Origin of the sequence: Marinomonas profundi, assembly GCF_020694005.1 — a bacterium.
Taxonomy (GTDB): domain Bacteria; phylum Pseudomonadota; class Gammaproteobacteria; order Pseudomonadales; family Marinomonadaceae; genus Marinomonas; species Marinomonas profundi.
Genome location: NZ_CP073013.1, coordinates 2,079,337 through 2,101,480 on the forward strand (window position 1 = coordinate 2,079,337; position 22,144 = coordinate 2,101,480).

Here is a 22,144-nt window from a genome sequence, read left to right on the forward strand (position 1 = left end):
TGTTGTTAATATAATAAAAGAGGAAAAAAACATGGCTTTTTCGGTTGAGCAAATGAGATCGGCGTTGAGTGACGGACTCTTGTCCTTTCCTATTACAGATTTTGATGCGAATGGTAAATTTAATGCTGAAACCTTCCGCCAGCGCATAGAGTCTTTTATTGAGCACGGTGTATCGGCTATTTTTGTTGCCGGTGGCACGGGGGAGTTTTTCTCTCTCGACGAAGACGATTATCGTCAAATTGTTGAATTATCTGTTGCTACCGTCAAAGGCCGCGTGCCAGTTATTGCCTCGGCGGGTCGCAGTGTGTCTGACGCGAAGACATTTGTCGCGATCGCCGATGCCGCGGGCTGTGATGGTATTTTATTGATGCCGCCTTTCCTGACCGAATGCCCAGAAGACGGCATTGTGGAATACGCGAGCCAAATCATGGCATCAAGCAAAACACAGTTTATTTATTACAACCGTGGTAACGGTGTTTTGACCGCAGAAAGCGTGAAAGCCTTGGCAGCGGCCAACCCCAATATGGTCGCATTGAAAGACGGCGTAGGCGATATTGCCGCGCTGAACGATACGGTTAAAACCGTTGGTGACCGTTTGGTGTACATTGGTGGTGTGCCAACCGCAGAAATTTTTGCTGAAGCCTATTTGTCGATTGGTGTGAATACCTATTCTTCCGCTGTGTTTAACTTTATGCCGGAGATGGCGAATAAGTTTTACAAAGCCTTACGCGAAGGTGATAAGGCGGTTGTTACCGCGATTATTAAAGATTTCTTTATCCCGTTTTGCCGTTTGCGTGATCGCAAAAAAGGGTACGCGGTGAGCCTTATTAAAGCCGGTGCTGCGTTGATGGGTCACAGTGCGGGTAATGTTCGCGCGCCACTTACTATGCCCACCGCGGGCGAAGTGGCGGAATTAGAAGCGATCATTAAGAAAAACGCATAACTTTTTAACGTATAGCTCCTTAGGGAAGGTCAGGCCGGATGGTCTGATTTTTCCATTTTTTAACAAGGCAGAGACTCGCATTATGTTCACAACGATAAAAAAGATGCAGGTTATTCCTGTTGCTGGTCATGACAGTTTTTTATTAAACCTCAGTGGCGGACATGCGCCGTGGTTTATTCGTACTGTGGTGGTGCTAGAAGATAGCGATGGCAATATCGGCTTAGGTGAAGTGCCAGCGACAGATAAAATCATTTCCACACTCGAAGAGTGCCGTGCTCTGGTAGAAGGCAAAAACGTCGGAAAATGGAAAAGCATTATCAGTGAGGTTCGTCATGCTACGGCGGGTAAATCGGACGATGTACGCGGTAATCAAACGTTTGATCTAAGAACCGCGGTGCATGTTATTACGGCGATTGAGTCGGCTTTGTTAGACTTAGCGGGTCAAAATATGGGCTTGCCTGTGGCCGATTTATTAGGTCAATACGGTAAGCAACGCGACGACGTTGAAGTGCTCGGTTACTTATTCTTCCTTGGTGATCGCAGCAAAACCAATTTACCTTACCCAGCTTATGATAATCCTGTGGATGAATGGGATCGTGTGCGCGGATTAGAAGCGGTAACACCGGAATCCATTGTTACCTTAGCGAAAGCGGCCTATGAGCGTTATGGTTTTAAAGATTTCAAATTAAAAGGCGGCGTGTTGGATGGCCATCAAGAGGCCGAATGCATTGCGGCCTTGTATGAGGCTTTCCCAGATGCGCGTTTAACGCTGGATCCGAATGGCGCTTGGACGCTTGATCAAGCGGTTGAATACCTCACACCAGTGAAACACATGTTGAGCTACGCAGAAGACCCTTGTGGGCAAGAAGGCGCTTGGTCGGGTCGTGAAACCATGTCCGAATTCAAACGTCGAACGGGTCTAAAAACCGCGACCAACATGATAGCAACCGATTGGAAACAACTGAAAAACGCTGTACGTCTTGATGCGGTGGATATTCCGCTAGCGGATTGCCATTTTTGGACCATGCAAGGCGCGGTGGCGGTTGGCGAGCTGTGCAACGAGTGGGGCATGACATGGGGCTCTCACAGTAACAATCATTTCGATATTTCCTTGGCGATGATGACGCACGTTGCGGCCGCTTGCCCTGGAGAAGTCACGGCGATTGATACCCATTGGATTTGGCAAGATGGACAACGCATCACCAAAGCGCCATTGGAAATTCGTGGCGGCAAAATTACGGTGCCAACGACGCCGGGCTTAGGCATTGAATTGGATCGCGAAAAACTCATGCAAGCGCATGCGCTTTATAAAACGTTAACTCTCGGTCAGCGTGACGACAGCTTGGCGATGCAGTTCCTTATTCCCGGTTGGACCTTTGATGCAAAGAAACCAGCGCTTGTTAGATAGATAGCACTGGGGTAATGTTCAGGGTTTTAGAATAGACGGCGTATATTAGATATGGATGGGGGAAAAACAGTGGCAAAATCACTACAAATAGAGCGAGTTGGCAAAGGCGATAGTTTGGCCAGCAATGTGGCAAAACAGCTTGAAAAGCAAATTTCGGCTGGTCACATTGCTGTGGGTGACAAGTTGCCCACAGAAAACGCCTTATGTGATCTATTTGGGGTGAGCCGTACTGTTATCCGAGAGGCCATTATGCAGCTCAAATCGCTGGGCTTGGTCGAAACAAAGCGCGGCGTGGGCACCAGTGTTATTCGAGCTCAATCGAGTGAAACGCTGTTTGCTTATCAGATTGACCCCACCGCGATTACCGATATTCTACATATTCTAGAAATGCGTTTGAGTGTGGAAACAACCGCTTGTGAGTTAGCCGCTGTGCGTCGCTCAGAAGAGGATGTGGTCCTACTTGAGAAGCATTTTAACGAGTTTGACGAGGCACTGAGCCGTGGCGAGCTGGCGCGAAAAGAAGACTACGCTTTTCACTTGGCCATTTGTACGGCGACTCGTAACCCTTTCCTTAAACAGTTCTATGAGCAGTTTAATAAAAACGTTATCCCCAGAGCAAAATTAATCAATACCAACTTGAAACAAGTTGCAACCGATGAGTATTTGCGTCGCATTCGATCAGAGCATCTTGCCATACTTAATTGTATTAAAAACCAAGATGCAGAAGGCGCAAAGCAGGCCATGCACAACCATTTGTATCGCGCCTATCATCTGTACGAACGCTACCAAAGTGATAACAAGTTTGACCTAGAGTAATTCTCTAGGCTGGGTGTTGCTCACTGCGGTTTTATTACAAAAAATTGGGGACAAACATGAATACGAACGAGCTTTTGAAAGGCACTTTATTAGTGGCTGGACAAGACATTCTTGGCACGCAACAGGCCATTCACGCCATCAACCCTGCTACCAATGAAACGCTTGCGCCAGCGTATCTTGGTGGCACAAAAGCGAACGTTGAACAGGCGGCGGGTGCGGCGTGGCAGGCATTTGATCAATATCGAGCGCTTAGTGTTGAACAGCGTGCTGCTTTTCTTGAATGCATCGCCGATGAAATTTTAGCCTTGGGCGACGCGCTGGTTGAACGTGCGGTGCTAGAAAGTGGCTTGCCAAAAGCACGTATCGAAGGTGAGCGTGGTCGTACCATGGGACAGCTTAAGTTGTTTGCTAATGTGGTGCGTTTAGGCAAAGCCACCGACGCTCGTATTGATCCTGCTATGCCAGATCGTGCGCCTTTACCTCGTGCTGATTTGCGTTTCCAAAAGATTCCATTGGGCCCAGTGGCGGTGTTTGGTGCGAGTAACTTCCCATTGGCTTTCTCCGTGGCGGGTGGCGATACGGCGTCGGCTTTGGCGGCGGGTTGCCCTGTTATTGTAAAAGCACATTCTGCTCATCCAGGAACCTCTGAATTGGTTGGTCGCGCTATTACGGCGGCGGTTAAAAAATGCGGCCTTCCTGCTGGCGTTTTTTCTTTGCTTTATGGTTCTGGTCGTGAAATCGGCAGCGCGCTTGTTGCGCATCCTGCTATTAAGGCGGTTGGTTTTACCGGTTCTCGCAGTGGTGGTATGGCGTTAATGTCTATCGCCGCGAATCGTCCTGAACCGATTCCGGTTTACGCGGAAATGAGCAGCATTAACCCTGTGTTTGTGATGCCAGAAAAACTGCAGGTCGATGCACAAGCGGTGGCAAAAGGCTTTGTTGGCTCGCTCACCATGGGCGCTGGGCAATTTTGCACTAGCCCAGGTTTGGTGGTGCTGTTAAAAGGTGACGCGGCTGAGACTTTCAAGGCGACGGTGACTAGCGAAGTCCAAGCTTTGGGTACGCAAACCATGTTGACGCCGGGTATTTACCAGGCTTACTGCGATGGCGTGGCGAAATTGAATGGTAATTCTGCTGCGGTTTTGTTGGCGAAAGGTCAGCAAAGCGACCAACCAAACCAGTGTTGCCCACATGTTTTTGCGACCAGCGCCAAGACTTTCTTGGCGGATGCATCGATGGAAGACGAAGTGTTTGGCTCCACTTCTCTGTTGATCGAATGCGATACATTGGACGAATACAAAGCGGTGGCTGAGCACTTAGAAGGTCAATTGACTGCAACGGTTCAGATGTTAGAGGCAGATGTGGAAGCGGTTCGTGGCCTGTTGCCAACATTAGAGCGTAAAGTCGGTCGAATCTTGTGTAATGGTTATCCAACTGGGGTGGAAGTCTGTTATTCCATGGTGCATGGTGGGCCTTTCCCTGCTACATCGGACAGCCGTTCAACGTCTGTCGGTAGCGCGGCGATAGAGCGCTTCTTGCGTCCAGTGTGTTATCAGGATTTCCCTAGTGCATTGATTCCAGCGGCTATTCAAGATAAAAATCCCTTGAATATTCCTCAATTAGTTGATGGTAAATTGGTATAGACTAGCGCTGCAATTTTTTTACGACTTGTAAACAGAGCACTCTATTAGCCAAGTTGGCTTTTAGGGTGTTTTTTTTAGGGGATTTTTAGGGAGTTCACTCTATTGGATACGCAAAGTGTGATTTTGGATGTGGCAGCACCGGTTTTATTAATGATTGCGATGGGGGCTTTGCTGCGACGAGTTCAACTAATCAATGACGGTTTTATTCTCGTCAGCTCGCGTTTTGTCTTTATGGTTTCTATGCCCGCGTTGTTTTTTTTCGGGATGTTGGAAAACGATCTTAGCGGTTTGATCAGTGTTAATTTGGCGGTGTATTTTATTGCCGCTATTGTGCTGACGTTTTTGCTTGCTTGGTGGTTGGCAGTGCGTTTGAATTTGCCTGAGTCGCAACGTGGTGTCTTTGTTCAGGTCGCATTCAGGGGTAATTGCGGTATTTTTAGTGTGGCCTTGGTGGTGAACATGTTTGGCAAAGAGGGCGTCGCGATTGGCGGTGTTATGTCTGGGTTGAGCGTTTTCTTATTTAATGTGTTGGCAGAAGTGATTTTGACCCGTTATAGCCATGGTAAGCTGCAACTGGTTTCTGTGTTAAAGAGTTTATTGAAAAACCCGTTAATACTCGGTATTGTTTTGGGCGTTTTGGGGCACGCTGTTGGGTTGACGTTGCCCATTTTTGTGATGAAAACGGGGGCCTTGATTGGCGGTTTGTCTTTGCCTTTGGCGTTGATTTGTATTGGCGGGGCGCTAGCGACCAGTGGTTTTTCGTTGCCTAAACATTTTTCTATGGCGCTTGTCTGTAAAGTGGCGCTAAGCCCGATTTTATTTACGGCGCTGGGTTATGTTTTGGGATTCAGTCAGAAAGAGTTGTTGTTTTTGTTTCTATTCTTAGCCGCACCGACGGCGGCCTCGGCTTATGTCACCGCGGTGGCGAAAGGCGATGATGGTCGTTCGACGGCAAATTCCATTGCGATTACCACCTTATTTTCTTCGGTGATTATTGTGGTGGGTATTCCTATTATTATTGCCTTTACGGGCTGACATTGAGCCTTGATTGAGCGTTTAAAAAAGCCGCCGTTGCTGTCAACGACGGCTTTTTTGTATAGCTTCTTTCAGAGGTGCGAGACTAAATCAGAGGTGCGAGACTAAATCAGAAGTGCGAGACTAGATTACTCCTAGCTCAACCAGCCGTTCGTGTAGGTAGCTTTTCGCTGTGTGGCGTTCGGACAATATGACCTCGGGCTTGGGGTGAAGGAATAGCGGCAAAGAAATGCGTGCTTTGGTTTTGTCGGCGCCTTCTGGGTTGATGACTCGGTGTGACGTGGAGGGAAAGTAGCCGCCAGAGGCTTCTTGTAACATGTCGCCAATATTGACGATGAGCGTGCCAAAGTCACAAGGTACGTCCATCCAGGTGCCATCTTTGGCTTTTACTTGCAAGCCGGGTTCGTTAGCAGAGGGCAGAATGGTCAATAGATTGATGTCTTCGTGCGCGCCTGCTCGAATGGCGCCAAGTTCTTCATCGCCTTTTAAGGGTGGATAATGCAACACCCTCAGCAAGGTTTGATCGCTGCCATCGACCATACTAGAAAGCGCTTGCGAATAATGTTTTGCGACGTCCGCTGGTGAGTGGCTTTCGACCCATGTGAGCAGTTCAGACGCGAGTTGGTTGGCCTGCGTATAGTATTGTTCTAGCAAGGCTTTTTTGTCTTGCGGGCATTGTCCCCAAGGGTAGTAATGGAAGTATTCTTTGATGTCTTTTTTGGTATGGCCTTTTGCTGTCTCAGACACATCAGGCGGAAAGAAACCATCTTGTGTGCCCTTGTTGTAGCGGTAATCGTATTTTGAGTCACTGTTAAAAAAGGTTTGCCATTCTTGGTAGATGGCGCTGACCAATTGTTTTTTTATTGGGTGATTTTTAAGCACGCCAAAACCGGTTTCACGTAGGGATTTGACAAAGTCTTGTTGGGCCGTAGGGCTAGTGTAATCAATGGCTTGTAGTTGCATGGTGGTTTCCTGTGGCCAACTTATGTTGGCTGTCTCGTCTCAAGGTACGGCACGTCAGTACGGTATTTTAGTGCACTATTTCAGTACTGAAGAGCGTTTCGTTTAATCACTGTGAGCAGGGTTTAAAAATAGCGCTATATGGCTGTTTTTAAAAGGTGATATGAGAGCGTGCTAAGAAGACCAGCCACTGTGAAAAAAGTAACGTAAATCAACGGTTTCGGCTTGGTAATGTTGCCACCAGTGGGTCATATTCATCATACCTAGGCCGCCAACGGTCTTGGCGTTGGCCAATGCAGTGGTGAGCATGTATGAAGAACGTATGGGCATGTTATTTGGCTCAAGAGTGGAATGAGGATAAGTTTACTGCTTGAAATCGGTGTTTTGAAGGAGTTTCGTAATAAATTTGTGCCTTAGGGGGTGGGTTAATTCTCTGCTTGCTCTATACTGCAGGAGTCGGTTATGTTTTTTTACCGTCTTCTCTTGCTCTTCTATACCGTCTACCTTGCCTTTTTTGGCGTGTTATCTTTTTAGATCTAAGTACTTCTTAAGTTCAAATAATCAACGCGATTCTTGCGTTGTCATCAATTAAAGAGGGCTCATGACTATGAATGCATATTTCGATTCGTTTAAAAATCACTTTTTAATTTCTATGCCACATCTAGACGACCCACATTTTGAACACACGGTTATTTATCTTTGCGAACACACGAAAGCGGGCGCCATGGGGATTATTATCAATCGTCCCTCAAATGTTGATTTTACGGAATTAGCGAATCATCTTGGTATGCCTATTTGCAGCCCACCATTAGCTGCTGAACCTATTTATACTGGTGGGCCGGTGGAAGCCGAGCGAGGCTTTATTTTGCATACGACGGATAAGTCTTGGGATCGAACCCTGCATGTTACCGATGAGGTCTCTTTATCGGCGTCATTAGAGGCGTTAGAAGACATCGCTCAAGGTAACGGTCCAAATGCCTTTCGTATTACCTTGGGGTGTGCTGGCTGGGATGCGGGACAGCTTGAAACTGAAATTGCGAACAATGATTGGCTGGTATGTGAGGCGGATTTAGACGTATTATTTCACACGCCAAGTGATATGCAATTTACCGCCGCAACGCGTGTGCTGGGAATTGATATGACAAGACTTTCACCGGATATAGGACATGGTTAATGACGGTAATATCGTCTTTGAATAATAACGTAGAGCCCAATACTGCTTGTTCAGTATTGGGCTTTGATTTTGGCACCACGCGTATTGGCGTGGCGATTGGCCAAAGTATAACGGGGACGGCACAGCCATTGGCGCCGATTAAGGCAAAAGACGGCGTTCCTAATTGGGATGAGATTACCCGTCTGGTCGACGAGTGGCAGCCCGATGCGTTTGTTGTTGGCTTGCCATTGGATATGGACGGCCTAGAAAATGAGATGTGTCAACGCGCACGTAAGTTTGCCAAACGACTGCATGGACGCTTTAACCTGCCTTACCATATGATGGACGAACGTTTGTCTTCTTATGAAGCCAAAGGACAAGTTATTGCGCGTGGCGGCAATCGTAACTTTAAAGAAAATTCGGTAGACGGTTTGGCGGCACAGATGATCCTAGAAACCTGGTTCGCAGACTCTCCTTGATGTTTGTCAGTCTTGATGTTTGTCAGTCCTTGATGCTTGTCAGTGACGTGCGAACTAAGCGAACAACGGTCTTTAATACATTCAAGAACAAGGTATAAGAAATAATGAAGCTAGATTTAGAAGGGCCGCTGGCGTCAATGAAAGAACAGCTGTCGGCGTATTGCGAAAAGAAAAACATCGAAGACGCTATTGTTGTCGGCATTCACACGGGTGGTGTGTGGGTCGCTGAACAGTTGATGTCTGTGGTGCCGACAAATGAAGCATTGGCCACGCTCGACATTACGTTTTATCGTGATGATTTTACGATGGCGGGGTTAAATCCTAAGGTAAATCAAACGTCTTTGCCGGCGATCGAAGATCGGCATGTTATTTTAGTGGACGATGTTTTGATGTCGGGACGTACGATTCGTGCGGCAATGAATGAAATCTTTGATTTTGGTCGACCGGCGAGTATCACCTTGGCGATTCTGTACGATCTTGGGCAACATGAGCTGCCTATTGCGGCCGATATTGTGGGTCAGCGTTTGACCCTTAATCCTGATCAAAGGGTTAAGTTAGTGGGGCCGGATCCCTTGAGTGTGTCGATAATGGATACTCATTAATATGCATAACAATGCTTTATTTTTTGTTAAACACGTACGACAATTACGGTATGGATAACATGAATAATGCAACCGTTAAGATAATGATATTTCGTCAAAAAACGTTGGCGAAATGGCGGTTTAATATCGTTAGTGCCCGGTTGCCGTTTTCAGCGCCGGGCATTTTCTTATCTAGACGTCCTATTAAGTAAGAGAAAGACGATACCGTCTTTGCAGTTTGAGGAAAGCAAACCATGATGCGATCCGAACCTCGGGCATTACAGTTAAATGAACACGGGCAGCTTAAGCATTTTCTAACGCTGGATGGCTTGGATAAAACCCTTTTGACCGAGATACTTGATCGGGCAGAATCGTTTTTATCTATGGGGGAGCAGTCGGTCAAAAAAGTGCCTCTGCTTCGCGGAAAAACCGTGGTGAACTTGTTTTTTGAAAACTCCACCCGAACCCGCACTACCTTTGAATTAGCCGCAAAGCGTTTGTCGGCGGATGTGATTAACCTCAACATTGAAACCTCTGCGACGTCCAAAGGCGAATCGTTACTGGACACCTTACAAAATCTCGAAGCGATGCAAAGCGATATGTTTATTGTGCGCCATTCAGATAGTGGTGCTGCGCACTTTATTGCGGAGCATTGCACACCGAATGTGGCGATTATTAATGCGGGGGATGGTCGACACGCTCATCCAACGCAGGCGATGTTAGATATGCTGACCATTCGTCGCCATAAAGGCGGCTTTGAAGGGTTAAAAGTCGCCATTGTCGGGGATATTATGCATTCTCGTGTTGCACGCTCTCAATTGCAGGCGTTGACGACATTGGGGGTGAGTGAGGTGCGTTTGGTCGGGCCAAAAACCCTTGTGCCGAGCTTTTTTGCTGAAATGGGCGCGACGATTTGCCATGATCTTGAAGCGGGTCTAAAAGACGTTGATGTGATTGTCATGCTGCGTCTTCAAAAAGAGCGCATGAAAGGCGCGTTGTTGCCCAGTGAAAGTGAATTTTATCGCTTATATGGGTTAACGGAAGACACTCTGGCGTGGGCCAAGCCTGATGCGATTGTGATGCACCCAGGGCCAATTAATCGTGGTGTGGAGATCTCTTCTGAAGTGGCGGATGGAAAGCACTCGGTGATTTTGAATCAGGTGACGAACGGCATTGCTATCCGTATGGCGGTGATGTCTATGGCAATGAGTGGGCAGTTACAGTGCGATGAGTCACCAATGGCAGGGGAAGATAAATAGTATGAAATTACGTATTCAAAATGGTCGTTTGATTGACCCTAGCCAAGACCTAGACGCTATCGTAGAGCTGTTTATTGATAATCAAAAGATCGTTGCAATTGGCGATGCGCCTGACGGTTTCGATGACGCTGAGGTGGTAGACGCCTCAGGCCAGTGGGTTTTACCTGGCTTGGTCGATTTGGCGGTGGCGTTACGTGAACCTGGCTTGACACAAAAAGGCAACATTGCGACAGAAGGTCGTGCTGCCGTATCGGGTGGGGTAACAACTTTGGTTTGCCCTCCTAATACTCGACCGATTGTTGATACGCCAGCGGTTGCGGCCTTGATTCAAGATAAGGCGGATGAAGCGGGTATGGCAAACGTGTTTCCTCTTGGCGCCTTAACGCAAGGTCTCGAAGGGACGCAACTGAGTAATATGGTGGCGTTAACCGACGCGGGTTGTATTGCGGTATCGAATCACCGTTCCCCTATGGCGAGCACAAAGGTGTTATCAAGGGCACTTGAATACGCCGCCACTCACGATTTATTGGTGGTATTTCACCCTGATGAGCCGAGCCTTTCCGAAGGTGGCTGTGCTCATGAAGGCTTGATGTCGACCATGCATGGCTTGGCGGGTATTCCTGAAGAAGCCGAAACCATCGCCTTAATGCGCGATTTATTATTGGTCGAAAAAACCGGTGTCCGCGCCCATTTCGCCCGTCTTTCTTGTGCGAAATCGGTTGAAATGATTGCCGATGCGAAAGCATCTGGCTTGGATATCACGGCCGATGTTGCGGTGCATAATTTGCTATTAAACGACCAAGTATTGGATCGTTTCGATGGCCACTATCATGTTTTGCCGCCTTTGCGTGGCGATGAAGATCGACTGACGCTGATTGAAGGCATCAAAGCGGGCGTTATTACTGCGATTTGTTCGGATCATCAGCCTCACGAAAAAATGGCTAAAATTGCGCCATTTGCCGCGACTGAGCCCGGTATGGCAAACGTCGAAATATTATTGCCATTGGCCATGCTGTTGATGGATGAGGGCGATTTAGACATTTCGACCGTATTGACTTGTTTAACCTCTGGACCCGCGGCGTGTTTTGGTTTGGAAGCGGGGTCGTTATCGGTTGGCAGTTTTGCTGATTTTATTTTGTTTGATAGCACGGCTCGCTGGACATGGTCATATGAAAGCCGTAAGACCAAAGGTCATAACTCGCCTTATTTTGATGAGGAGTTTGTTGGTCGTGTGATGGCAACGTATATTTCGGGCCAACGTGTTTATCAGGTTGTTTGAGTAAATTGGTCAGATAAATCAAGCTTTTCGCTTGCTTGGTCTGACTATTACTTTACTTTTAATGTTTGGCCGTTAATCTGGTTCGACGACAAATTATTATGGCTTTAATGTTTTATGTCTATCGACTCTGCTGATGTTTTGCTTAGGGAGCAGCAGGTTTTACGATCTCGTGTGGTGAGTCTTGAGAAAGAACGCGATTTTATAAAAAACCTGTACAGTGACCTGCCTTCAATGCTCCAAGTGATGTCAAAAGGTGCGCCTTTGAGCACTTTGTTGAGTCGCTTTAAAAATAAAATGCAGACACAACTGCCTCATTCATATTGTCTTTTTATTGTTGGCGATAAGCACTGCCTGCAGTGGCGCTTGCAGTACACGGATTCTATTAATGAAAGCTTGTTGGGGGCGAACGGTAAGCTGGTGGCGGTTCCTCACGCTTTAATTACCTTTGCCGCCAGCCCTTCTAGTCCTAAACGCCATGATATTAATATACAACATGCCTCTAGCTGGTCTTTATGGTCGTCGTTTTTTGACCTTCACCAGTTCACTGATGCCTCTATGGTGAGTGTGTCTGACGGTCAGGACTCTATTTACCTGATGCTGGTGTTACAGAAAAAAAATACCGTGCTTGAAGGGGATTTGATGGCGCTGGCGTTGGATAGCTATGCGGCGTGGCTAAAGGCGGCGTTTGAGCGGGAAAAAGCGGATTTTTTATTGCTTGAAGACAGCCATCGAGACCCGATTACGGGGTTATTAAGACGTTATAGCTTTGACAACAGCTTTGGTATTGTATTGAAAGATTCCCGTCGTCATTTTCAACGTGCGGCGTTGTTTTCTTTGCGTTTGCTGTCGACAGCCAAGGTCTGTAATACGGAGTTAAAAGTATTGGCGGATGTGGTGCGTGATACCGTTCGGGAAAACGATCTGATTGCTCACTACAATGATAGAGAGTTGGTCATGGGGATTCGCATTCAGCATTTAGAGGACGCTGACATTGTGGCTGAAAAGCTGTTAAAAACGCTTCACTCTGAGCAGTTTTCGGACAATACGCTTATCCGTGCTGGACTCTCAATTGGCATTTCTTTTTATCCCGAACATTCGACATTAGACTCGCTCTATCAAGCGGCGCTTTTTGCCGCAGAAACATTGAAGAATCGCCCTGGATATCGAATAGAGTTTCATGGTGAATGTTATCAATCCAGTGCGAATTTATACTCTTTATAAGCGTCTTTCTGCTGTCTAAAATAATGTTATGATGGGGCTTGGTAGGCTTCACCTTTGCTTTCATTTTCAATTTCCGGTGCTTTCAATTAAGGCTCTGGTTCTACTTGAAGCAGGGTATTATCCGATGAAATTAGGAGCGTCACGAGAGTCATGTCAGCAGATATTACGCAAGACGAAAGCGTCGACATTAAGGCCAATTTGGCACAAGTATCACGGCAAATAGCGTCTCTTATTCAACAGCACCAGCGTGTAACAGACAGTGTTCGCTTGCTGGCGGTGAGCAAAACAAAACCGCTTGCGGCCTTAGAAGCGGCTTATCATGCAGGCCAAAGAGCCTTTGGCGAGAATTATGTCCAAGAAGCGGTGGATAAATGCCAAGCGTTAGCGCATTTATCTGGCATTGAGTGGCATTTTATCGGCCCCATTCAGTCTAATAAATCCCGCCTTATCGCCGAAACCATGCATTGGGTGCATTCTGTTGATCGTGAAAAAATCGCCTTGCGTCTTAATGATCAGCGTCCAGTTGGGCTGCCGCCTCTTAATGTGTGTATTCAGGTCAATATCAGCGGGGAAGAAAGTAAGTCTGGTGTGGCCTTGTCACAATTGGATGCCATGGTTACTTTCATCGCGCGATTGCCGAATTTACGCCTGAGAGGCTTGATGGCAATACCTGCCCCTCAAGCTAATCACATGGCGCAATGCGCGGTTTATGCGCCATTACAGCAAGCTTTTATTGAATTATCGAAATCTGACAGCATGATAGATACCTTATCGATCGGCATGTCTGGGGATTTATCGGCCGCCATCCAATCTGGTAGCACTATGGTGCGTGTTGGGACGGCTATTTTTGGCGAACGGGATTATTCGGCTAAGGCGTGATGACCATGACTTAGCGTTTGATTGTTTGAATGTTTGAATTAGCGGATGGGCATATTAGTCTGCTGATAAAATAGAATAGTAGGGTATAAAATGACACCAAGTATTGCCTTTATTGGCGTAGGAAATATGGCAAGAGCCATTTTTAGTGGCTTGCTAGCCAGTGGTTACCCAGCAGAAAAAATCATTGGCACATCAAGAACGCCAGAGAAGCGTGATTATTATCATGATCACTATGGCATTGCCATGCTGGCTGAAAATGAATTGGCAGTGAGCCAAGCGGATGTGGTGGTGTTATGTGTTAAGCCTGCTCAAATGCAGTCCGTTGTTGAAGATTTTGCGGCTCAGGTGCGAGAGGATCAGTTGTTTATTTCCGTGGCGGCCGGTATTGAACTGGAGGCGTTGTCTCGCTGGTTAAACACCGACGTGGCGGTGGTGCGCAGTATGCCAAATACACCGTCGCAGTTGGGAGCCGGGATGACGGGGCTGATTGCCAATCACCACACCAGCGCAGAGCAAAAAAGCTGGGTGAGTGAGCTTTTTTCGAGCATAGGTCATTCTGTTTGGGTGGAAGAAGAGGAGCATATGCACACGGTGACCAGTTTATCGGGCAGCGCGCCAGCGTATTTTTTCCGCTTCCTTGAAGCCATGGTCAAGAGTGCAGCCGCACAAGGTTTGGATGAAAAAACAAGTCGTGAATTGGCCAGTTATGCCATGCTCGGTGCGGCGCGAATGGTCATAGAGTTAGACGAACCGATAGCGCAATTGCGTAAAAATATTACTTCCCCTAAGGGAACAACTGAGCAAGCTTTGTTGTCATTTGAAGCGTCAGATATCGATACCATTGTGGCTGATGCTATGACGGCCTGTTCGAATCGCTCTAAAGAAATGGCAAATGACTTTTCTGTTCAGAAAAACAAATAAGGGATATTTCGTATGAATTCAAGTCCATTGATTATGTTAGTAAAGGTGTTATGTAACCTTTACTTGTTCGTCGTATTGCTGCGTTTGGTGCTACAGCTTACACGAGCCGATTTTTATAACCCGGTTAGTCAGGGGATTGTAAAAGCCACTAGCCCATTTGTGTTGCCGTTGCGTAAAATTATACCGTCGATTGGCCGATTAGACACCGCCACGCTGGTGTTGGCGTTTGTTGTGCAGTTACTCACGGTGTTCTTGGTGGTGTTTTTACAGAATGCGGCCATGCCGCCAGTGGGGTATGCCATTTATACCGTCGCTGGGACGTTATACCATTTGTTGGATTTGTATTTTTGGGCGATGCTGATTTCGGTTATTTTAAGCTGGGTGGCTCCAGGGGCTAGCCATCCTGGTGCGTTGTTAGTCGGGCAAATTACGGCGCCTTTATATCGTCTTTGTCAGCGTTTTATTCCGCCTTTGGGTGGCTTGGATTTATCGCCTATTTTTATTTTTCTGGCGATTTCTTTTTTAAAGCAAGTATTAGCGCCTTATAGTATTTAAGGCTTTTCTGCTGTTTCGATTTGATTATAAAAATGCTGGCTGCAGTCAGTGAATTGAGAATAGGGGCGTATTCCTATATGATGCGACCCCTAACAGGAACGATAGCAGATAGTAAGATGTCAGCTGCCCCAGCTCCTTCTCCCTTATTTAATTTTTTGGATGAAAGCTATGAGTACGATTGCGGTTTATCCGGGGACATTTGACCCTATTACAAACGGCCATACGGATTTGGTTGAACGCGCAGCAAAACTATTTCCTCAAGTGGTTGTGGCGGTGGCGGCAAGCCCTAAAAAACGTCCAGCGCTTTCCCATGAACTGCGTATTTCTTTGGCGAAGAAGGTATTGGCTCACCTGCCGAATGTCTCTGTGGTCGGTTTTGATAACCTACTCACGGAGTTTACCCGTTCGGTGAATGGTCAGGTGGTGATTCGTGGCTTGCGTGCTGTGTCTGACTTTGAGTATGAGTTTCAATTAGCCAATATGAATCGTGCCATTGCGCCGGATGTCGAAAGCATTTTTCTGACGCCTTCTGAAAAACATTCCTATATTTCGTCGACCTTGGTTCGTGAAATAGCATCATTAAACGGTGATTTTGGTCAGTTTGTTAATCCAGAAGTGAAGCGTGTGCTACAAGAACATTATCAAACCATTTAATCCTGATGATTTAATGGTTGTTGTTTCAATGCGGCGATGAATATAGAGCCGTTTTAGGAGAAAAGAGAATGTCTCTTATCATTACTGATGAATGCATTAACTGTGATGTGTGTGAGCCTGAGTGCCCCAATGAGGCGATTTCACAAGGGGAAGAGATTTATGTGATTGACCCGTCTAAATGCACGGAATGTGTCGGTCATTTTGATGATCCTCAATGCCAGCAGGTGTGTCCTGTTGACTGCATTCCGCTAGACCCCAATCATAAAGAAACAGAAGAGCAGTTAATGGAAAAATACTTAACGCTGACAGGCCAACTTTAACCTATAGGTTGCACGACCATCGACACAAATAGTTTTATCTTCTTAGCCGGAATCTTGTTATTGGTGAGTATTCTGGCCAGTTCTTTTACCGTTCGTGTCGGCTTACCTTTATTACTTGTTTTTCTCGGAATGGGAATGCTCGCAGGTGAAGAAGGTATCGGCCGATTGGACTTTGACAATCCAAGTCTCGCCTTTTTTGTGGGTAACCTTGCCCTCGCTGTCATTCTTCTCGATGGCGGTATGCAAACCAAAACCAGCACCTTCCGTGTGGCACTATGGCCCTCTTTATCGCTCGCGACATTAGGCGTGGTCTTTACCACGGCAGCGGTGGGCGTGTTTGCGGCTTGGCTGCTCGATGTAAAATTGATTTATGGTTTATTGCTAGGGGCCACGGTCGGGTCGACAGACGCGGCGGCGGTGTTTAGTTTATTGCGTAACAGTGGCGTTAAGCTAAATGAGCGAGTGGGCGGCACACTGGAAATAGAATCTGGTGCCAACGATCCCATGGCGATTTTGCTGGTGGTGATGCTAACGGGGTTGCTGCAAAGTTCAGATCATTTGAGTGTGTGGGCTTTTTTAGGGCAAATGATTCAACAATTCGCCGTAGGTGGGGCGCTGGGTCTGATTGGCGGCAAGCTACTATTAACGGTGTTGCGCCGCGTGCCTTTGATTGAAGGCTTGTACGCGCTGCTCATTATTTCCTTTGGTTTGGCTGTGTTTTCTGGTGCTAACATGATCGGTGGCAGCGGTTTTCTTGCGGTTTATTTAGTGGGCTTAACCGTCGGGAATGGACGAATTAAGCAGCTTGATGCCATTTCGCAGGTGATGGATGGCTTGGCATGGTTGGCGCAAGCGGGCATGTTCTTATTGCTTGGCCTGTTGGTCACGCCATCTAGCTTGCTGACTCATGGTTGGCAGGCGATCACCATTGCAGCATTTTTGATTTTTGTGGCGCGTCCTCTGGCGGTGATGGCTTGCCTATTACCGTTCGATTTTCGCTGGTCGGAACGTTTTTACATTAGCTGGGTTGGGTTACGTGGTGCGGTACCGATTGTATTGGCGCTTTACCCTATTATCGCAGGCCTTTCTAATTCTGAGTTATTATTCGAAATTACCTTCACTGTGGTGCTTATCTCCTTGTTGCTGCAGGGATCGACTGTGCCTTTGGTGGCGCGATGGCTAAAAGTCGTCGTCCCGCCTGCGCCAGCACCGACAACGCGTTTTTCGTTGATTGAGGATGTTGATTCCCATCATTCATTAGAATTGTATGAATTCTTGGTGCAGACCGAAGAGGTGCGCATTCCCGCGTCGATTGTGCAAAATGTGCCCAGTGTGACCGTGTCTACGCCGCAATTGGTTTCCCTTGTCCGCGATCAGAAGCCCATTGTGGTGAATGCCGATACCGTGCTGAAGCTAGGCGATAGAATTTGGATGCTTTTGCACCCGGAAGACGTTAATGAAGTGGCACAGATTTTCTCTCAGCAAGCGTCTGGCTCATTCTTGTTACAGAACTTCTTTGGGGAATTTGCGATTCGCGCCGATGCGCCTTTGATTGATTTAGCGAAGGTCTATGGCGTGCCACTGGATGGCATTGACCCAGAAGACACTGCCGCTAAATTATTACAGCGACAGCTTGGTAAGCATCTGGTGGTAGGCGATAGAGTACGTTTTGGTAATATTCGTCTAACGATTAGACAAATGGACGGTAACCAAATCGAGATAATCGGGCTTAAGCTGCAAGACAAGTAAGCATAAGCCCAATGACCCTTTTATTTTATGCTTTAAAAAACTGACTGATTTCTTCCAACGATGGAATCACTTGATCGTCGTTTATTAGAATAATCAAGCCCTCAGCTTCTATGGTTGAGAAGGTCTGTGGATGTGTAACAATGTCGCCGTTTTTACGCACATAGCCCAAGGCCGTGCCAATGTCTTTTTGAATGAGGGTGGTCACTACTTTGGCCCAGGTTACCCCGCTTAAATGGACATTAAGACGAATCGTATGATCTCCTTGATGCCGGAATAAATCTTCCAATACCTGCTCTGTTCCAGGGGCGATCAATGAACGCACCAGCATTTCTGGGTAGGCTCTAACGGGCCTAATTACCGCTTTCGCCCCAGCGGCTTTGAAGCGGGGTCGATTCGAGTCATTAATGGCTTCCGCCATGACAAAAGCCGGTGACGGCAAAGCCTGGATACGATGTAGAGCGTCAAAGGTGAGACTATCTGAGTGGCTGTCTTGAGTCTCTTTGCAAAGCACAATGATGTACTTCGCCTTGTGGGCGCCTGCGGACGCTAGCATGCCATCTTCCAGCGCGTCGCCAGTATGGTGAACCACGCCATGAGACCTAAGCTCAATCGGTAATCCTTCAGGAAACGCTTCCGTTAAGATTTGGATCGGAATGTCCGCAAGTTCTGGGGTATGGCTGATCTGATTGATTAGTAGCCCTAGATAGCGTTCTGCATCGTATTTGGGGTATTGATGATAAGTATATGGTTTTGCATGTCATCCCACTTTATGCGGCCTTTAATGCGCATTTCTTTGCGCGTCAGCCTGATTTCAATATAGTCACTGGCGATTTGAGCGAGTAGGGTAATCCCCATCCCATAGATGAGTACAATGGTAGAGAACTGGCCCCAAAAGGTTCCGGCCGATATATCACCGTACCCCGTTGTACTGGCAGACGTCATGGTCAACCAGAAGGCTTGCCACCAATCCAAATCTTCAAAGAAAATCATCGCGACACTGTGTAATGCAATGATGCCAGCCAACAGGATAAAGCGTTTTCTTAAATCCCCGGCATCGTGCAAGTGGACTTGTTTACGGAATTGACGACGGCTATTTTTTTATTTAAGAGCAGAGCAAGAGAATTCATTGTGCCTCTATAGGTTATTCATTGTCGGCTGGCATAGCGTAACCCAGTTGACGCCAAGACTCATACACCATCACCGCCACGGTATTAGAGAGATTCAGGCTGCGTGAGTTCGCTTGCATCGGTAAACGTAGGCGTTGGGCGGCTGGTAGCGCCTCAATGAACTCGGCCGGCAAGCCGCGCGTCTCAGGGCCAAACACCAATACATCGTTTTCAGCAAAGCGAGCTTCGCTATGAGTGCGGCTGCCTTTTGTTGTCAACGCATAAACAGTGCCTATCTCATTTTGATCAACAAAGGCCTGAAAGTCAGGGTAGCGTTTGAGCCGTGTGAACTCGTGATAATCCAAGCCTGCTCTGCGCAGTTTCTTGTCGTCTAGGTCAAAGCCAAGTGGCTCGATCAGATGCAAATGATAGCCAGTATTGGCGCACAATCGAATCACATTGCCCGTATTGGGTGGAATTTCAGGTTGGTAAAGTACAATATGCAGCATAGGTTTATCTCCTTGATATAAGAAGATAATACCAGACCAACAAGAGAAACTAAGTTTTTAATTTTTTTTCAAAAAAACTATTGACCAGCAAAAAGGTTTCTCTATAATACGCACCACTTGCCCAGATAGCTCAGTCGGTAGAGCAGAGGATTGAAAATCCTCGTGTCGGCGGTTCGATTCCGTCTCTGGGCACCATGATTAAGAAGAAAGCCTGCTATTTTTAGCAGGCTTTTTTTTGCTTTCAAAAAACCTCATTCCCCAACACTCTTGCCTCTTCTGTTTGGCTAAAGCTTCTTAAACGTAGAAGGTTAGTCATCTGAACTATTTTTCCCGCAGTGCCACAGACCGTTCTTCAGTGTCTCACTCACTGTGATAAGCCTTTGTAAAGCCAATAAAAAGCCCAGCTTGATGAAGCTGGGCTTTGGGTGCGAAAACGTTAGAGATTAGCGTGTGTTGTCCGCCAGTTCGCTGAGAAGGGTGCGTTGAGCGCTGCGGTATTCGCCTTTTCTTGGCTTGGAAAGCTGATAAGAGCCGTCACTTTGTAGAATCCAGCTTTGGGTATTATCCGCTAGGTAGTACTCTAATTCTTTCTTTACACGGCGCGTTTGTTTGTAGTCTTGCAGTGGGAAGGCAACTTCAATCCGGTTGTTTAGATTTCTGTCCATGCCGTCTGCGCTCGACAAATACACTTGTGGGTTGCGGTCGTTGTAGAAGTAGTAAACGCGTGTGTGTTCAAGAAAGCGACCAATGATGCTACGTACTCGAATATTCGAGGAAATGCCTTTGATGCCTGGACGCAGCGTGCAAATTCCTCGAATGATTAAGTCGATTTTCACTCCCGCTTGTGACGCCTTGTAAAGAGACTGAATAAGCCTTTGTTCGGTCAAGGAGTTTACCTTGATGATGATACGAGAAGGCTCACCTTTGAGGGCGTTTTCGGCTTCACGGTTGACCATTTCGAGTAAGCGATCGCGTAACGTGAATGGCGCGTGCAAGAGCTTTTTCACCTTTAGCTCTTTGCTCATGCCGGTGAGTTGCTGGAACACTCTATGCACATCGTCGCCTATTTCTTTATCAGAAGTCATGAAGCTGTAGTCGGTATAAAGTCTGGCGTTGCCTGCGTGATAGTTGCCTGTGCCTAAGTGGACATAGCGCGTGAGATCAGCGCCTTCTCTACGCACGATCAGGATCATTTTGGCATGGGTTTTGTGGCGTACAACGCCGTATACCACAATCGCGCCTGCGTCTTGTAGACGACTAGCGAGGGCGAGGTTTTCGGCTTCATCAAAGCGCGCTCTTAATTCGATGACCACGGTGACTTCTTTGCCATTACGGGCCGCTTCAACCAATGCATTGGCAATGGGGGAGCGTGAACCCGTACGATACAAGGTTTGTCGAATGGCGACGACGCTCGGGTCTTTTGCGGCTTCGCTGAGTAAGTCTATAACCGGTGAAAAGCTCTCGAACGGATGCATGAGTAGATAATCACGCTGACGAATTGCTTCGAATAATCCGCCTGAGCTGGCCAGTTTTCTGGGTAAGCCCGGTGAGAACGGAGGGTACATAAGATCGGGGCGATCAACGAGTTCCAGAACCGCCATAAGGCGGCTTAGATTGACCGGCCCGTCAATGCGATAAAGGTCTTGTTGCTCCAAATCAAACTGTTTTAGTAGCGAGTCAACGATGTGCAACGGACAGTTTTCTGCAATTTCTAAGCGTACCGAGCTGCCATAATGGCGGCTTTGTAATTCGGTGCGTAGTGCGCCAGCCAAATCGACCCCTATGTCATCGGAGTCCACTTCTAAGTCGGCATTACGCGTTAAACGGAACTGGAAGCAGCCTTTGACCGTCATGCCAGGGAATAACTGATCCGCGTGGGCATGGATAATCGAAGAAAGAAATACTAGGTTGTCGCCACCTTCGCTAATGTCATCGGGCATTTTGACTAAACGCGGTAAGGAGCTTGGGGCGGGGACAATCGCCAAGCCATTTTCACGCCCAAACGCATCGCGGCCTTCTAATTCGACCACAAAGTTAAAGGTTTTATTGGCAAGACGCGGAAACGGATGGGCAGGATCAAGCCCAATAGGGCTGATAATCGGCAGCACATTATCGCGAAAATAGCGTTTCACCCAAGTTGCTTGTTTTTCATTCCATACCGTACGGCGGATAAATTTGACGTTTTCTGCGGCCAGTTTGGGAAAAATAATGTCATTCAAAATACGATATTGGCGACGTACAAGCTTGTGAGCATGTTCACTGATCAGTCCCAATACTTTTTTCGGGTGCATGCCATCGGGGCCGTTTTTTTCACGGCTGTATTCTAGTTGACTCTTTAAACCCGCCACCCGAATCTCAAAAAACTCGTCCATGTTTGAACTGAAAATACACAGGAACATCAATCTATTGAAGATAGGGTGGTTTTCATCCATGGCTTGTTCAAGTACGCGAGCATTAAACTGTAAGTGGCTTAATTCACGGTTGAAGTAAAGTTCAGGGTCCGCCAAGTCAATTGCTTCTGGGAGGCGTTCTTCTATCGCGACCTTGTTTGGGTCTTGTGGTTGCTCTGGAATAGGCTCAAGAACCAACTCAGAATCTAATTCAGTGGGTTGGCTCGCTAGCAACTCTTTTTTTTCTATTATGTTCACAGACTGCTCAGACATGTGCTTTTATT

At 47.2% G+C, this 22,144-nt stretch carries 23 protein-coding genes and 1 tRNA gene; 18 read left to right on the top strand and 6 right to left on the bottom strand.

The window, feature by feature from the left end; all coding sequences use genetic code 11:
• Positions 1 to 31: 31 nt before the first annotated feature.
• The 5 genes from J8N69_RS09715 to J8N69_RS09735 all read left to right on the top strand — a co-directional run bounded on the left by J8N69_RS09715 (position 32) and on the right by J8N69_RS09735 (position 5,845).
• Positions 32 to 943, top strand: coding sequence for a 5-dehydro-4-deoxyglucarate dehydratase (locus J8N69_RS09715; RefSeq protein WP_168824134.1), 912 nt, complete (start codon positions 32 to 34; stop codon positions 941 to 943).
• An 82-nt stretch (positions 944 to 1,025) separates the two neighbouring features.
• Complete coding sequence (locus J8N69_RS09720) at positions 1,026 to 2,351, top strand: enolase C-terminal domain-like protein (RefSeq protein ID WP_168824136.1); 1,326 nt, start codon at positions 1,026 to 1,028, stop codon at positions 2,349 to 2,351.
• Positions 2,352 to 2,420: 69 nt separating this feature from the next.
• Positions 2,421 to 3,167 carry a FadR/GntR family transcriptional regulator gene (locus J8N69_RS09725; protein ID WP_227803860.1) on the top strand — a complete coding sequence of 249 codons (747 nt, stop codon included), beginning with the start codon at positions 2,421 to 2,423 and terminating at the stop codon, positions 3,165 to 3,167.
• 56 nt (positions 3,168 to 3,223) lie between these two features.
• Entirely contained in the window at positions 3,224 to 4,810 is a 1,587-nt protein-coding gene (locus J8N69_RS09730; RefSeq protein WP_168824140.1) for an aldehyde dehydrogenase (NADP(+)), read from the top strand.
• A gap of 102 nt (positions 4,811 to 4,912) precedes the next feature.
• On the top strand, positions 4,913 to 5,845 hold the full coding sequence (locus tag J8N69_RS09735; RefSeq protein WP_168824142.1) for an AEC family transporter: 933 nt from the start codon (positions 4,913 to 4,915) through the stop codon (positions 5,843 to 5,845).
• Positions 5,846 to 5,968: 123 nt separating this feature from the next.
• Here the strand turns inward: J8N69_RS09735 and J8N69_RS09740 are convergent, their stop codons facing one another.
• Both J8N69_RS09740 and J8N69_RS09745 read right to left on the bottom strand, forming a co-directional pair.
• Positions 5,969 to 6,808, bottom strand: coding sequence for an isopenicillin N synthase family oxygenase (locus J8N69_RS09740; protein ID WP_168824144.1), 840 nt, complete (start codon positions 6,806 to 6,808; stop codon positions 5,969 to 5,971).
• Positions 6,809 to 6,979: 171 nt separating this feature from the next.
• Entirely contained in the window at positions 6,980 to 7,135 is a 156-nt protein-coding gene (locus tag J8N69_RS09745) for a hypothetical protein (RefSeq protein ID WP_168824146.1), read from the bottom strand.
• Positions 7,136 to 7,406: 271 nt separating this feature from the next.
• Between J8N69_RS09745 and J8N69_RS09750 the strand changes: the two genes are divergently transcribed.
• The 12 genes from J8N69_RS09750 to J8N69_RS09805 all read left to right on the top strand — a co-directional run bounded on the left by J8N69_RS09750 (position 7,407) and on the right by J8N69_RS09805 (position 17,855).
• Positions 7,407 to 7,979, top strand: coding sequence for a YqgE/AlgH family protein (locus tag J8N69_RS09750; RefSeq protein ID WP_227803861.1), 573 nt, complete (start codon positions 7,407 to 7,409; stop codon positions 7,977 to 7,979).
• Complete coding sequence (gene ruvX / locus J8N69_RS09755) at positions 7,979 to 8,437, top strand: Holliday junction resolvase RuvX (protein WP_168824148.1); 459 nt, start codon at positions 7,979 to 7,981, stop codon at positions 8,435 to 8,437. Before J8N69_RS09750 ends, ruvX begins: the two co-directional genes overlap by 1 nt.
• A gap of 104 nt (positions 8,438 to 8,541) precedes the next feature.
• Positions 8,542 to 9,039, top strand: coding sequence for a bifunctional pyr operon transcriptional regulator/uracil phosphoribosyltransferase PyrR (gene pyrR, locus J8N69_RS09760; protein ID WP_168824150.1), 498 nt, complete (start codon positions 8,542 to 8,544; stop codon positions 9,037 to 9,039).
• A gap of 233 nt (positions 9,040 to 9,272) precedes the next feature.
• Positions 9,273 to 10,277 (top strand): aspartate carbamoyltransferase catalytic subunit, encoded by a 1,005-nt coding sequence (locus J8N69_RS09765; RefSeq protein WP_168824152.1) that lies wholly within the window; start codon positions 9,273 to 9,275, stop codon positions 10,275 to 10,277.
• Between the two features lies 1 nt (position 10,278).
• The gene (locus tag J8N69_RS09770; protein ID WP_168824154.1) at positions 10,279 to 11,556 is read left to right on the top strand and encodes a dihydroorotase; all 1,278 of its coding nucleotides are present in this window, start codon (positions 10,279 to 10,281) and stop codon (positions 11,554 to 11,556) included.
• A gap of 114 nt (positions 11,557 to 11,670) precedes the next feature.
• The gene (locus J8N69_RS09775; RefSeq protein WP_227803862.1) at positions 11,671 to 12,777 is read left to right on the top strand and encodes a diguanylate cyclase domain-containing protein; all 1,107 of its coding nucleotides are present in this window, start codon (positions 11,671 to 11,673) and stop codon (positions 12,775 to 12,777) included.
• Positions 12,778 to 12,927: 150 nt separating this feature from the next.
• Positions 12,928 to 13,656, top strand: a complete 729-nt coding sequence (locus J8N69_RS09780) for a YggS family pyridoxal phosphate-dependent enzyme (RefSeq protein ID WP_168824155.1) — start codon at positions 12,928 to 12,930, stop codon at positions 13,654 to 13,656.
• A gap of 90 nt (positions 13,657 to 13,746) precedes the next feature.
• Complete coding sequence (proC, locus tag J8N69_RS09785) at positions 13,747 to 14,577, top strand: pyrroline-5-carboxylate reductase (RefSeq protein WP_168824157.1); 831 nt, start codon at positions 13,747 to 13,749, stop codon at positions 14,575 to 14,577.
• Between the two features lie 12 nt (positions 14,578 to 14,589).
• The gene (locus tag J8N69_RS09790; RefSeq protein ID WP_168824159.1) at positions 14,590 to 15,132 is read left to right on the top strand and encodes a YggT family protein; all 543 of its coding nucleotides are present in this window, start codon (positions 14,590 to 14,592) and stop codon (positions 15,130 to 15,132) included.
• Between the two features lie 168 nt (positions 15,133 to 15,300).
• Complete coding sequence (gene coaD / locus J8N69_RS09795; RefSeq protein WP_168824161.1) at positions 15,301 to 15,786, top strand: pantetheine-phosphate adenylyltransferase; 486 nt, start codon at positions 15,301 to 15,303, stop codon at positions 15,784 to 15,786.
• 68 nt (positions 15,787 to 15,854) lie between these two features.
• Positions 15,855 to 16,106 carry a YfhL family 4Fe-4S dicluster ferredoxin gene (locus J8N69_RS09800; protein ID WP_168824164.1) on the top strand — a complete coding sequence of 84 codons (252 nt, stop codon included), beginning with the start codon at positions 15,855 to 15,857 and terminating at the stop codon, positions 16,104 to 16,106.
• 18 nt (positions 16,107 to 16,124) lie between these two features.
• Positions 16,125 to 17,855 (top strand): potassium/proton antiporter, encoded by a 1,731-nt coding sequence (locus J8N69_RS09805; protein WP_168824444.1) that lies wholly within the window; start codon positions 16,125 to 16,127, stop codon positions 17,853 to 17,855.
• Between the two features lie 25 nt (positions 17,856 to 17,880).
• Here J8N69_RS09805 and J8N69_RS09810 read toward each other — a convergent pair whose 3' ends face one another.
• From J8N69_RS09810 to trmL, 3 genes are all read right to left on the bottom strand, one after another.
• Positions 17,881 to 18,444 carry a Rossmann-fold NAD(P)-binding domain-containing protein gene (locus tag J8N69_RS09810; RefSeq protein ID WP_229426364.1) on the bottom strand — a complete coding sequence of 188 codons (564 nt, stop codon included), beginning with the start codon at positions 18,442 to 18,444 and terminating at the stop codon, positions 17,881 to 17,883.
• A gap of 110 nt (positions 18,445 to 18,554) precedes the next feature.
• Positions 18,555 to 18,917: a potassium channel family protein gene (locus J8N69_RS09815; protein ID WP_227803863.1), complete on the bottom strand. Its 363-nt coding sequence runs from the start codon at positions 18,915 to 18,917 to the stop codon at positions 18,555 to 18,557.
• Between the two features lie 79 nt (positions 18,918 to 18,996).
• Entirely contained in the window at positions 18,997 to 19,470 is a 474-nt protein-coding gene (gene trmL, locus J8N69_RS09820) for a tRNA (uridine(34)/cytosine(34)/5-carboxymethylaminomethyluridine(34)-2'-O)-methyltransferase TrmL (RefSeq protein WP_168824166.1), read from the bottom strand.
• A 119-nt stretch (positions 19,471 to 19,589) separates the two neighbouring features.
• On the opposite strand from trmL, the gene J8N69_RS09825 reads away from it, so the two are divergent.
• Positions 19,590 to 19,665 (top strand) — tRNA-Phe (locus J8N69_RS09825).
• 248 nt (positions 19,666 to 19,913) lie between these two features.
• Here the strand turns inward: J8N69_RS09825 and ppk1 are convergent.
• Complete coding sequence (ppk1, locus tag J8N69_RS09830; protein ID WP_168824168.1) at positions 19,914 to 22,133, bottom strand: polyphosphate kinase 1; 2,220 nt, start codon at positions 22,131 to 22,133, stop codon at positions 19,914 to 19,916.
• Positions 22,134 to 22,144 lie beyond the last annotated feature (11 nt).

Excerpts from the sequence above, each read along its gene's own strand:
- J8N69_RS09715 (WP_168824134.1), top strand. The coding sequence starts at position 32 with ATGGCTTTTTCGGTTGAGCAAATGAGATCGGCGTTGAGTGACGGACTC.
- J8N69_RS09720 (WP_168824136.1), top strand. The coding sequence starts at position 1,026 with ATGTTCACAACGATAAAAAAGATGCAGGTTATTCCTGTTGCTGGTCAT.
- J8N69_RS09730 (WP_168824140.1), top strand. The coding sequence starts at position 3,224 with ATGAATACGAACGAGCTTTTGAAAGGCACTTTATTAGTGGCTGGACAA.
- J8N69_RS09740 (WP_168824144.1), bottom strand. The coding sequence starts at position 6,808 with ATGCAACTACAAGCCATTGATTACACTAGCCCTACGGCCCAACAAGAC.
- J8N69_RS09745 (WP_168824146.1), bottom strand. The coding sequence starts at position 7,135 with ATGCCCATACGTTCTTCATACATGCTCACCACTGCATTGGCCAACGCC.
- J8N69_RS09750 (WP_227803861.1), top strand. The coding sequence starts at position 7,407 with ATGACTATGAATGCATATTTCGATTCGTTTAAAAATCACTTTTTAATT.
- ruvX (WP_168824148.1), top strand. The coding sequence starts at position 7,979 with ATGACGGTAATATCGTCTTTGAATAATAACGTAGAGCCCAATACTGCT.
- pyrR (WP_168824150.1), top strand. The coding sequence starts at position 8,542 with ATGAAGCTAGATTTAGAAGGGCCGCTGGCGTCAATGAAAGAACAGCTG.
- J8N69_RS09765 (WP_168824152.1), top strand. The coding sequence starts at position 9,273 with ATGATGCGATCCGAACCTCGGGCATTACAGTTAAATGAACACGGGCAG.
- J8N69_RS09770 (WP_168824154.1), top strand. The coding sequence starts at position 10,279 with ATGAAATTACGTATTCAAAATGGTCGTTTGATTGACCCTAGCCAAGAC.
- J8N69_RS09775 (WP_227803862.1), top strand. The coding sequence starts at position 11,671 with ATGTCTATCGACTCTGCTGATGTTTTGCTTAGGGAGCAGCAGGTTTTA.
- J8N69_RS09780 (WP_168824155.1), top strand. The coding sequence starts at position 12,928 with ATGTCAGCAGATATTACGCAAGACGAAAGCGTCGACATTAAGGCCAAT.
- proC (WP_168824157.1), top strand. The coding sequence starts at position 13,747 with ATGACACCAAGTATTGCCTTTATTGGCGTAGGAAATATGGCAAGAGCC.
- J8N69_RS09790 (WP_168824159.1), top strand. The coding sequence starts at position 14,590 with ATGAATTCAAGTCCATTGATTATGTTAGTAAAGGTGTTATGTAACCTT.
- coaD (WP_168824161.1), top strand. The coding sequence starts at position 15,301 with ATGAGTACGATTGCGGTTTATCCGGGGACATTTGACCCTATTACAAAC.
- J8N69_RS09800 (WP_168824164.1), top strand. The coding sequence starts at position 15,855 with ATGTCTCTTATCATTACTGATGAATGCATTAACTGTGATGTGTGTGAG.
- trmL (WP_168824166.1), bottom strand. The coding sequence starts at position 19,470 with ATGCTGCATATTGTACTTTACCAACCTGAAATTCCACCCAATACGGGC.
- ppk1 (WP_168824168.1), bottom strand. The coding sequence starts at position 22,133 with ATGTCTGAGCAGTCTGTGAACATAATAGAAAAAAAAGAGTTGCTAGCG.